Raw genomic sequence first — 11,305 nt, 5'->3', positions numbered from 1 at the left:
TCGTCATTACTGCTTCAAGGAACTTTTTGCCATCAGCCCCTTCGACGTCAACGACGTCTTCGAGGATGCCCAAGATTACCCTAGTTCCCATTAGATCGTTAGAGTTATAAGCACTTAAGTCTTTTGGTTGATTGGTGGTTGTTATGAACTTTCAGCAGGAAATCCTGATCATAAAATCCGAAATCTATCCGATAATCAGCAAACACTACCCGAAAAACACTCACAGGGAAATAATCAGCCTCTACGACCTGATAACCTTCGCAATACTAGCACACTTGCACTTTAACGGAGTTTACAAGCACGCTTACAGAGTCCTAATCGAAGAAATGAAGCTGTTCCCCAAAATCAGGTACAACAAACTAACAGAACGCTTGAACAGGCACGAAAAACTCCTGCTCCTAGCGCAGGAAGAATTATTCAAAAAACACGCCAGAGAATACGTTAGAATACTGGACTCAAAGCCCATTCAGACCAAGGAGTTGGCCAGAAAAAACAGGAAGGAGAAGAAGGGTTCTTCAGAAATCATCTCTGAAAAGCCCGCAGTTGGGTTTGTTCCCTCTAAAAAAAGTTTTACTATGGGTACAAGCTGACCTGTTACTCTGATGGGAACCTGTTGGCTTTGCTGTCCGTTGATCCGGCAAACAAGCATGATGTGAGTGTTGTCAGGGAAAAGTTCTGGGTGATTGTTGAGGAGTTTTCTGGCTGTTTTCTGTTTTTGGATAAGGGTTACGTTAGTAGAGAACTTCAGGAGGAATTCCTGAAGTTTGGCGTTGTTTACACGCCGGTGAAGCGGGAGAATCAGGTTAGTAATCTGGAGGAGAAGAAGTTTTACAAGTACTTGTCTGACTTTCGCAGGAGGATTGAGACTTTGTTTTCGAAGTTTTCTGAGTTTCTTCTGAAGCCGAGCAGGAGTGTTAGTTTGAGGGGGTTGGTTGTCAGGATTTTAGGGGCGATTCTGGCCGTGAATCTGGACAGATTATACAACTTCACAGGTGGTGGGAACTAGGGTGTGTTAAAAAGAGAAGGATTAGTGCTACGTGACGGTTTTATGTTTAACTTTTCCAGCATCCGGGTCTAACACTTAAATGCTTTGGTGTGTTCTAGTTAAGAGGAGATAAACTTACGTGGTGGTAAAAATGGTGTCTATACTCGACCTGCCAACACCCGCCGTTCTTGTGGATTTAGAAAAGCTGGAGAAAAATATTAAAAATGCTGCAGATCAGGCCCGCAAAAACAACAAGAAACTTTGGCCAATGATAAAAACCCACAAGTCCACGTACATTGCAAGGCTTCAAAAAGATCATGGATCCGACGGGTTCTTGTGTGGGACAATAGATGAGGCGGAGGTTCTTGCAGAGAGCGGGCTGGCTAAGGCTTTAATGCTCGCATATCCCGTAGCTGATGAAGTAAACCTTAAACGCGTTGTGAGGATTGCTGAGAGTGGCACTCGCGTTATACTTAGGATTGACAATAAGGAAAATGCAAAGTTTTTAGATGAACAACTCAAAAAATACGGTATCAGCTTGGACTACGTTGTCAAGGTTGATGTTGGATTGCATAGATTCGGAGTAAGCCCGGAGAAAGTTGTAGACTTCGTGAAGTCTCTGGAGAGATATAAGAACTTAAACTTCGCAGGAGTAGCAACACATCCCGGACACGTTTATGGCTCCAGCAACCCCAAGGAAGTGGAAAACATTGCGAAGGATGTTGCAAGAAAAATCGAAGGTGTGGTTAACTCTTTAAGGAGTGCTGGATTCGAGCCTGAAATTGTTGGTACCGGTTCCACTCCAACGTTGAGGTTTGACGTGGAAGAACCTATATACACGCACTTATTCCCCGGCAACTATATTTACTACGATAGGTTACAGGCAATGGTGTTCGGTTCTGCAACATTAGAAGACTGTGCCCTAACGGTCTTGGCCACAGTACTTTCAATACCACAGCACTCTGGAGGAAAGATTGCAATAATAAATGCCGGTAGCAAGTACCTTGGGTTGGACAAAGGCGCTCATGGAATTGAAGTCGTTAAGGGATTTGGCCACATAGTTGAGCATCCTAACGCCGTAATCTTCGGCTTATCTGAGGAAGTCGGTGAAGTAGACATAAGTAATGAACCCGATGTGAAGGTCGGGAGCAGGATAAACATCATACCAAACCACTCATGTATAACAAACAACGCTACCAGTTACCTTGTTGGACACAAAAACGGAAAAGTTAAGAGGATTATCAAGGTTGATATGAGGAATGGGGCGAGAATCGTGGAAGTAATTGCAAATGTAATGGCCGATTGAGCTAAGGGGGAGAAATCTTGGAGGTTAGCACTATTCAAGCGGCAGCCAGTTGATTATAAGCTATATTTATCCTCATATTTTATTATTGAAGTTGCATCCATTCGTCTCATTGATTCTTAGTGCTTTGGTATGAGAGTTTTGGGGAGTTGGCAGCGTACATAGCTCTTCCCCTCATCATTGGAACAACGGTTCTAGAACGCTCAGGAACTAACTGCAATAGCAGCTTCAATGAAATAAAAAGAGGACATTGCCACTGAATTTTCAAAAATCTTATGGTGCTGAATGAAATATCACCAGAACTTTCCATGTTCTTCTCTTGGAATAGGGCAGAGAACTATTCTCCTCGCCCACAGACAATCTCCACAGCTTGGTACGTTTCCCCAGCAGTCCATTTTCGAGCCCTTGGCATAGTCACACGCATCGACAACGGGACAATCCGTGCAGGAAGGATAGAGAGAGTTTCTAACGCTAAACCTAAACCACGTGTATTCCCTGCTTGTCCATATCTCTTTCAGGGATTTTTCTTTTACATTGCCAAAGGAATAAGGTTCCACTCTTTTCTGCCTTCCAAAAATGTACTCTGGATATGTGTGAAGGAAGCGATAACACGGCACAACTTCTCCGTCCCACCTAACCACGGCGACATTGTTTTCGACAAAGTCACAGTGTCTTTCAGTCCTAAGCTTAAATTCCGCAATTTTAACTGGAAATCCGCGGTATGTTTGTAGATAAAGCTTGGAAAGCGCCTTGTCTATGTCAACGCTTCCGTCATAAATTACCATCTCTGCATGCTCCGCTGTAATTGGCATTAAGTTTGAGAAAAGCAGGGCATCTACGTTAAACCTGGAGAGATACCTCACCAGCTCGGCCATCTGGGCGTAGTTCTCTTTTGTCAAAACCACTTCAACTCCAACGTGCGGAATTTCTGTGTTTTCCCGTTTCTTCATCTCCGCGAACTTTTTGAGCCGTTCAACTGTAACGCTGGGCATTATATGCCCCAATCTTGTTGGTTGCGTGGGGATTGCGTCAAGTGAAATGTAAATCAAATCGACCCTGAGCTTCACGAGCTCCTTAATCAGCTCATCCGTAAGAAGAAAGCCGTTTGTTGAAATACCCACCGCATATCCTCTCTTTTTTACCTCCCTCACCATATCCATAAAACGGGGATGCACAAGAGGCTCGCCAATACCCCCAAAATAGATCATCTTTAAGTCAGGAAACTCCTTTGCATCATCCAGAATTTTCAAGAAAAGGTCATAATCCATATCGCCCTCTTCATCTTCCCAGTACTGCTTAAAACACATCTCACATCTCAAATTACATCGGTTTGTTATTTCAATGTAGAGGTACCTCATATCTGGAGCTTTGGGGAGGAGAATTTTTGCGTTGTCCCAATGAAACTCATGCATTCAACCGCCTCCCACTGGAGGGAATATGCTCACCACATCCCCGTCCTTGAGTTTGGTATCAAGCTTCTCAAGATGTTCAATGTTCTTTCCATTAACCAAGATAATAACCCCCTTTTCGAGCTCTTTTTTCATTTCGGGATATTCGCTGTAGAGCTTTTCCAAAAGTTCTCCCACCGTATCAGCCTGAACTTCGAGCTCGCTCTTTCCAACAATGCCCCTGAGTGTAGCAAAAACCCTTACCTTAACCATTTTTCCTCACCCAAAAATAAATGGAGAAGAGAAAAGTTAATAATACTTGTCCAAACCAAGCTCCTTAAGCTTCTCCTCAGTCGGATATCCTTTCTCGTCCCAGCCTCTGAGCTTGTAGTATTTTGGAAGGATTTCGTGGAGTTTCACTACGTGTCCTTTGTTGGGGCCTTCAGGCATTGGCTCCTCTAGGAACCTCTTGGGTAGGGTATCGTCTTTCTCTGGGACTAAACCGGCTTTAAGGTTGAAGATCCTCTCAATGTTCCATACTCTCTCTCCCGCCTTGAGCCACTCGTCAGTTGTGTATTCAAAGCCCGTTGCAGCATTTAGCATCTCAGCATAATCATCTGCTCCAAGTGCAAAGCTTGTGAAGAGGCACAGTCCAGCAGAATCGATTACTGCAGTCAAATCTTGGAATATCTTAACCCACTTGGCTTTCTCTTCGCTTACATCATGAGGATCAAGCTTCACCGGAACACCGAGGATTTCTGGACTTATCATATAACCCCTAACGTGACATCCGCCTCTGTTAGAGGTGGCATAAGTAACACCGTGTCCTTCTGCTCCTCTGGGATCGTATGCTGGGAGCTCCTGCTTCTTAACGCTCATTGAATACTCTGGGTGGCCGTAACTCTCAGCCAAGCGGTAGCTTCCTTCAGCCAGTTTGTCCCCAAAGCCCTCTCTAAGGGCTATCTTTTCAATGTAGTAATGGAGCACTTCAGTGTTTCCAAATCTCAACGGGGGTGCATCTCCAAGTTCCTCCTGTTTTATGATGCCCTTTTCGTAGAGCTCCATTGCAGCAGCAAGCGTTCCACCCGTTGAAATCGTATCAAGACCAAGTTCGTCACAGAGGTGGTTTGCTATCACTATACTCGCTAGGTCGTTTATACCACAGGTTGCACCAAGAGCCCATATGCTTTCGTATTCAGGTCCCTCTGTAATTCCTACAGCTGGGTGATATGAGACTCTTCCACATCCAATTGGACATGCAAAGCATGGGTGGTTCCTCACTAAATACTTCGCGGCCAAAGCTTCACCGCTTTGCTCATATGCATATGGGAACACTCCTGTCTGGAAGTTGTACGTTGGATAAAGACCATTCTCGTTGATTATGTTTACTAGAACTGCAGTTCCATACTGTGGAAGTCCTCCGCCCGTAATTGGATTCTCCTTTACCTTCTTTATCTTCTCCTTAACGACGCTCATGAACTTTTCTTTGTCAGCAAGCTCTACCTGCTTTGTTCCTCTGACGACGACAGCCTTTAAGTTCTTGCTTCCCATCACAGCACCAACGCCGCTCCTCCCAGCAGCCCTGTGTTTATCGTTCATTATGCTGGCAAACCTTACCAGTTTCTCTCCAGCTGGGCCTATACATGCAACCCTCGCTTTCTTGTCTCCGAACTCTTCAAGGAGCTTGTCAGTTGTTTCGCTAACTCTCTTGCCCCAAAGGTGGGAAGCGTCTTTAATTTCCACGTCATCGTCCTTTATGCTAATGTAAACTGGATGGTCTGCCTTTCCTTCAATAATCAAGAAGTCATAACCAGCAGCTTTAAGTTCTGGCCCAAAGAAGCCACCAGAATTACTTGAGGCTATAAAACCAGTTAGTGGGGACTTTGTGACCACCATGTATCTACCGCCGGTTGGGGCGGTTGTTCCGGTCAAGGGGCCCGTGGCGAAGATTAGCTTGTTTTCTGGGCTGAATGGATCAATTTTTGGGTCTATTTCCTCCAAGAGAATCTTTGTTGCGAGACCTCTGCCACCAATAAAGTTCTTTGCGTCTTCTTCCTTCAATTCTTCTGTCTTTATTTCTCCTGTTGTTAAGTTAACTCTCAATATTTTCCCAATGTACCCAAACATAAAGCAACACCTCAAACAAATATCAATATATAATTGCGCATTATCTACTTATAAAATTTGACGAAAATAAAACAGTTTGCAAAAAAGGAAAGTGTAAAAGGATAATATTAAACAATAATATCCACACAAAGACATCATGTTGAGTAAAAATCCATTAATGTATGTCTTTGTTCATAGATTGCTTCAGGAATCTTCTCTTTTTTGCACCAAATAAATCGTAGCAAACACCCTAAGGTGGGTTATCAACGCCAATATGATGAAAATCCACGATATCTTGCCCACTAGACAGAGGATCATAGTTAAGAAGATTCTTTCATCCCTCTTTCCGAATAGGTACTTCATCTGAGGAATTACTTTATATATGTCAACAAAATATTCACCTTTGTAACGTTCTGTTGAGTAACTTACCATAGCAGACCCAAAGAGAGCCAGGGAAACCACTACCCACCCCCATATGTCGGGGTTTAAGTTGAGAGCAAGCCCCAGCAACACAAAAAAGTCGATATATCTATCTAGGATTGAATCAAAATATCCTCCAAACCTGCTTGTTTTCATTGCAGCTCTTGCTATTTCCCCGTCAACTCCATCGAGAATTGAATTCAGCTGGTATAATAACCCTCCTACAGGGGGACTGATGAAGGCCATAAAAGCCGCAATTATTCCGACAGCGAAAGAAAAAATCGTCATATGGATTGGTTCCACATAATCGATGAGAACTTCACTGATTTTTGTGGATATCTTTCTGTTCAGATGCCTCGAGACAATGCCATCTCCGCTGCCTTTTATGGCGTTCTTTATTAAGAACTTCTTGGCTTTTTTGATGTCTTCCGGCGTATCAACGTCCATCCAGAAAAACCCATTTACCTCAAAGACTTCCAGCTTAGTCTCTTTAACGATCTCGGCCAGCTCTAGCTCCTCTTTTTCTTTGACCAGCTTTTCTATTATCTCGAAGATATCCGGCTCTAGAACAAAAAATCCCGTATCCAAGGCGTCGTACTCTTCAAGTGCTTTTCCAATATCCGCTACCCTTCCGTTTTCTAGTTTTACCTTTGTTGCTTCATCTATGTTTGCAAATTTCCCGTCCCTATCAACTACAAGCCCATTACCTTTCAGAGCTTCCCTTATGAAAGCTTCTTCATAGATGTGGTCGCTCATCACTACGACAAACCTGCCCGAGACGTATGGACGGGCGAGATATAAGCTGTATCCATTCCCCTTTTTGGGAGAATCATTAATCACGAGCTGATATCTAAAGTTATTTTTCCTTAAAAATTCCTCAAACTTTTCTTTGTATAACGGGTTGGTAACAACCACGAATTCATCAATTCCTTCCCCTTTGAGAATTTTCATCGTTCTGTAAAGTATCTCCCTTCCAGCAACTTTTATTAACCCTTTAGGAGTTTTCTCGCTGAGTTTTCCCATTCTGGTTCCAAGACCTGCCGCCAGAATTACCGCCTTCATTTTACATCACTCAATGTCTTTTCATAGTTTTCTAAAAAGTTTTGGCATTTTCAAGCATGTTTTTTGCGTTAAGATGCATGTCGAAAGAGTTAAAAATGTGGTGAACTTAGATACACATAGGTGAACAAAAATGGTTGAGGAAATATTCCAAAACGAGACCATAAAACAGATTCTAGCCCACTATAAGAAGATATGGGCAATTGGACACGCTCAGAGCGTCCTTGGATGGGACATGGAGGTAAACATGCCCAAGATGGGAATAGCCGAAAGAAGCACTGCCCAGGGAGAGCTCTCTGTTTTATCGCACAGCTTCATGCTGGAGCCAAAGTTCGTTGAGCTGGTAGAAAAAGCAGCTGGGGAAGAGCTAAACGATTACGAAAGGGGAGTTGTTAGAGTACTGCAGAGGGAAATAAAAATAGCAAAGGCGTTCCCTCCAGAGTTCGTTAGGGAGTTAAGCGAGGTCAGAAGCAAAGCGACCATGGCATGGGCTGAGGCAAAAGAAAAGGATGACTTCAAGAAGTTTGAGCCGTGGCTTGACAAGATAATAGAGCTTGCGAAGAAAGCGGCAGATTACCTCGGCTATGAGGAGTATCCCTACGATGCCCTCCTTGACCTCTACGAGGAAGGGCTGAGAACGAGAGACCTTGACCCGATATTTGAAAAGCTCGAAAAAGATCTTAAGCCGATTCTTGACAAAATACTCGAAGAAGGCAGGGTTCCTAAGGAGCATCCTCTGGAGAAAGAGGAGTACGATGTTGAGACCATGAAGAAAATCAACTTGAAAGTTCTCGAACTTTTGGAATACCCCCTTGGAACAAGAGGGCGCTTGGATGTATCACCTCACCCGTTCACGACAAGTTTTGGAATCCACGATGTGAGAATAACAACCAGATACGAGGGCTTTGACTTCAGGAGAACTCTCCTAGCTGTAGTCCACGAATTCGGTCATGCCCTTTATGAGCTGCAAATAGATGAGAGGTTCATGTTCTCACCCATAGCAGGAGGCGTCTCTCTCGGCATCCACGAAAGCCAGAGCAGGTTCTGGGAAAACATAATCGGAAGGAGCAGAGAATTTGCAGGATTGATTTATCCAATTCTCAGGGAAAACCTCCCGTTCATGTCAAAATACACTGAAGAGGACCTCTATAACTATTTCAATATGGTCAGGCCAGATTTCATAAGAGTCGAGGCTGACGAAGTAACATACAACTTCCACATTCTCTTGAGGTACAAACTTGAGAAGCTCATGGTAAACGAAGATGTCAAGGCCAAGGATTTACCCGAGCTCTGGAACGATGAGATGGAAAGGCTTCTCGGCATAAGACCAAAGAACTACAAGGAAGGAATTCTCCAGGACATCCACTGGGCCCACGGAACCGTTGGCTACTTCCCGACCTACAGCCTAGGAACGCTCTTAGCAACGCAGATTAGGAGCTACATCCTTAAGGACATCCCGGACTTCTACGAAAAGGTCGCAAACGGAGAATTTGCACCGATAAGGGAGTGGCTGAGAGAAAAAGTACACAAATACGGAAGCATGTATCCACCAAAGGAGCTTCTCGAAAGGAGCTTCGGAGAAGGCGTGAACCCAGAGTACTTCATAAGATATATAAAGGAAAAATATCTAGACTGAAGTCTCTTCCTTTTTTTCTATCTCCTCTATTGGCTCAACTTCAATCGCCACAACACCATATTTCTTTTCTTCCTCCTCGCTGTAGAACCTCCTGTAAACTTCAACTCCTTCCTCTATGCTCTTCACGTTTGGGAGAACCCTCTCGAGCCCTTCTTTCTCGAGCATTTCCTTGAACGATGGGTAGACCCTCAATGCTTTTACTCTTACTTTCAAGCGCCCTTCAAAAATTATTACATCTCCCGGCTTTATCTGCCTTCGTTTTTCATCGTACAGCCTTCCCTCAATCTTCTTTTTCCCCTCTTTTATCAGCCTCAGATACTCCTCCTGAAGCCCCATTTCCCACTCCATTTTACATCACCAGGTATCTTAATAACATCGGAGTAACTTTCAATGCCTTAGCAAGCAAACGCGGGTGCTTTACAAGGGCTGTTATTGTTTTCTTGTGGTCGTCGAAATCAGCGTAGTTTTCAATTACCTCTATCGCTTCTCTGGTTGAAAGAACCTCGAAGAGCTTCTCTATTTTTTCTTGGTCAAGGTCTTTGAAAAGCTTTCTAACCCTGAGTCCAAAGGCGATCTGTTTCTTTATGTCTCCACAGAGCTTTTCATACATAGCTAAATTATTCCTTCTTATGGCGTATCTAAGCGCATGAGCACAGAGCATCCCGTATACAATACCTCCCGCCGTTAGAGGCTTTATTTGCAAAGCGGCATCCCCAACAAGCGCGACATTTTCTTTTACCCAGGGCCTTCTGAATCCAAAGCCAACGTTTCCAGCTTTTATCTCAACACCCTAGTTCCCACCACCTGTGAAGTTGTATAATCTGTCCAGATTCACGGCCAGAATCGCCCCTAAAATCCTGACAACCAACCCCCTCAAACTAACACTCCTGCTCGGCCTCAGAAGAAACTCAGAAAACTTCGAAAACAAAGTCTCAATCCTCCTGCGAAAGTCAGACAAGTACTTGTAAAACTTCTTCTCCTCCAGATTACTAACCTGATTCTCCCGCTTCACCGGCGTGTAAACAACGCCAAACTTCAGGAATTCCTCCTGAAGTTCTCTACTAACGTAACCCTTATCCAAAAACAGAAAACAGCCAGAAAACTCCTCAACAATCACCCAGAACTTTTCCCGGACAACACTCACATCATGCTTATTCGCCGGATCAACAGACAGTAAAGCCAGCAAATTTCCATCAGAGTAACAGGTCAGCTTGTACCCATAGTAAAACTTTTTTTAGAGGGAACAAACCCAACTGCGGGCTTTTCAGAGATGATTTCTGAAGAACCCTTCTTCTCCTTCCTGTTTTTTCTGGCCAACTCCTTGGTCTGAATGGGCTTTGAGTCCAGTATTCTAACGTATTCTCTGGCGTGTTTTTTGAATAATTCTTCCTGCGCTAGGAGCAGGAGTTTTTCGTGCCTGTTCAAGCGTTCTGTTAGTTTGTTGTACCTGATTTTGGGGAACAGCTTCATTTCTTCGATTAGGACTCTGTAAGCGTGCTTGTAAACTCCGTTAAAGTGCAAGTGTGCTAGTATTGCGAAGGTTATTAGGTCGTAGAGGCTGATTATTTCCCTGTGAGTGTTTTTCGGGTAGTGTTTGCTGATTATCGGATAGATTTCGGATTTTATGATCAGGATTTCCTGCTGAAAGTTCATAACAACCACCAATCAACCAAAAGACTTAAGTGCTTATAACTCTAACGATCTAATGGGAACTAGGGTATGTTTACATCTCCTCAAGTTTACGTCCATTAGAGAACAGAACAGTGTATTATCGGATGATTCTAACGTTCCGCGCTCTAACGGGATTCTTCCTTTGCATTCGTTCTAATCTTCTTTGCTTTATAAATGTTTGCACATGTAGAAGTCTCTTTTAGTTCTCGATACAGATAGGCTACCAAAAAAAGAGGGCGTGTTTAGTTTCACCCCCTGTTATTTAAACAGTATTTGACTCTGAGGAGGATTTTCAGACCATAACACATTACCCCAAGCAGGATTCGGGTTACAGTAGTCTTTTTCAGAAAACAGGGGATCCTACTGCCAAACCACGTTGTAAACGCACCCCAGAACCCCTCATGAGGATTCCTATGCCTGTACTCTTCTTCAGAAAACACTCTGTCTCTCTTCTTACTACCAAAACCACCTGGAGCGTTCTTAGTTTTCTTAACAATCGGCCGATAACCCTTTTCCACCACAGTGTTCAGAACTTTCTTTGAATCATAAGCCCCATCAGCATAAAAATTCCCAGAACCCCCCGGCAGGAGTTCAATCAGCTCGTTCTCAGAAGTTGTGATCTTCACAGCAACCGGATACAGTAAACCCGGCAGGATTCTCGTTATTGCCTGAACTTCTATCCTACCCTTTTTTTATTTGTGATAATGGTTGAGTCTGCTTGAGTGCTGGCGTAGGGT

The 11,305-nt window shown here is 43.7% G+C and carries 11 protein-coding genes; 3 read left to right on the top strand and 8 right to left on the bottom strand.

Features of this window, described 5'->3' with window-relative positions:
* Positions 1–134 precede the first annotated feature (134 nt).
* Together THEPK_RS12810 and THEPK_RS12250 are read left to right on the top strand one after the other, a co-directional pair.
* A protein-coding gene (locus THEPK_RS12810; RefSeq protein WP_156882209.1) for an IS982 family transposase occupies positions 135–1,006 on the top strand; the annotation gives its coding sequence in 2 pieces (ribosomal slippage) (positions 135–561 and positions 561–1,006; 873 coding nt in all).
* A gap of 130 nt (positions 1,007–1,136) precedes the next feature.
* Positions 1,137–2,291 carry an alanine racemase gene (locus THEPK_RS12250; RefSeq protein WP_042702664.1) on the top strand — a complete coding sequence of 385 codons (1,155 nt, stop codon included), beginning with the start codon at positions 1,137–1,139 and terminating at the stop codon, positions 2,289–2,291.
* Between the two features lie 290 nt (positions 2,292–2,581).
* Here the strand turns inward: THEPK_RS12250 and THEPK_RS12245 are convergent, their stop codons facing one another.
* From THEPK_RS12245 to THEPK_RS12230, 4 genes are all read right to left on the bottom strand, one after another.
* Complete coding sequence (locus tag THEPK_RS12245) at positions 2,582–3,700, bottom strand: tungsten cofactor oxidoreductase radical SAM maturase (RefSeq protein WP_042702662.1); 1,119 nt, start codon at positions 3,698–3,700, stop codon at positions 2,582–2,584.
* Positions 3,701–3,949, bottom strand: coding sequence for a ubiquitin-like small modifier protein 1 (locus tag THEPK_RS12240; protein ID WP_042702659.1), 249 nt, complete (start codon positions 3,947–3,949; stop codon positions 3,701–3,703).
* 36 nt (positions 3,950–3,985) lie between these two features.
* Entirely contained in the window at positions 3,986–5,803 is a 1,818-nt protein-coding gene (locus THEPK_RS12235; protein ID WP_042702656.1) for an aldehyde ferredoxin oxidoreductase family protein, read from the bottom strand.
* Between the two features lie 183 nt (positions 5,804–5,986).
* On the bottom strand, positions 5,987–7,264 hold the full coding sequence (locus THEPK_RS12230) for a bifunctional L-myo-inositol-1-phosphate cytidylyltransferase/CDP-L-myo-inositol myo-inositolphosphotransferase (RefSeq protein WP_042702653.1): 1,278 nt from the start codon (positions 7,262–7,264) through the stop codon (positions 5,987–5,989).
* Between the two features lie 130 nt (positions 7,265–7,394).
* Here THEPK_RS12230 and THEPK_RS12225 point away from each other — a divergent pair, with 130 nt between their 5' ends.
* Positions 7,395–8,897, top strand: a complete 1,503-nt coding sequence (locus THEPK_RS12225) for a carboxypeptidase M32 (protein ID WP_042702651.1) — start codon at positions 7,395–7,397, stop codon at positions 8,895–8,897.
* Here the strand turns inward: THEPK_RS12225 and THEPK_RS12220 are convergent.
* The 4 genes from THEPK_RS12220 to THEPK_RS12200 all read right to left on the bottom strand — a co-directional run bounded on the left by THEPK_RS12220 (position 8,889) and on the right by THEPK_RS12200 (position 11,194).
* The gene (locus THEPK_RS12220; protein WP_042702648.1) at positions 8,889–9,245 is read right to left on the bottom strand and encodes an ASCH domain-containing protein; all 357 of its coding nucleotides are present in this window, start codon (positions 9,243–9,245) and stop codon (positions 8,889–8,891) included. The two genes, THEPK_RS12225 and THEPK_RS12220, sit on opposite strands and share 9 nt — an antisense overlap.
* A 1-nt stretch (position 9,246) precedes the next feature.
* Complete coding sequence (locus THEPK_RS12215; protein WP_342764016.1) at positions 9,247–9,558, bottom strand: hypothetical protein; 312 nt, start codon at positions 9,556–9,558, stop codon at positions 9,247–9,249.
* A gap of 129 nt (positions 9,559–9,687) precedes the next feature.
* Positions 9,688–10,559, bottom strand: a protein-coding gene (locus tag THEPK_RS12805; protein WP_156882084.1) for an IS982 family transposase whose coding sequence is annotated in 2 segments (ribosomal slippage) — positions 9,688–10,133 and positions 10,133–10,559 — 873 coding nt in all. Because the reading frame shifts where the segments join, the coding sequence is not laid out codon by codon here.
* Between the two features lie 257 nt (positions 10,560–10,816).
* Positions 10,817–11,194 carry a hypothetical protein gene (locus THEPK_RS12200; protein ID WP_042696758.1) on the bottom strand — a complete coding sequence of 126 codons (378 nt, stop codon included), beginning with the start codon at positions 11,192–11,194 and terminating at the stop codon, positions 10,817–10,819.
* Between the last annotated feature and the right edge of the window lie 111 nt (positions 11,195–11,305).

The sequence above is a fragment of the Thermococcus sp. PK genome (genome assembly GCF_000430485.1).
In the GTDB taxonomy this organism is placed as follows: Archaea; Methanobacteriota_B; Thermococci; order Thermococcales; family Thermococcaceae; genus Thermococcus_A; species Thermococcus_A bergensis.
This window is presented reverse-complemented; position numbering and strand designations above follow the sequence as displayed.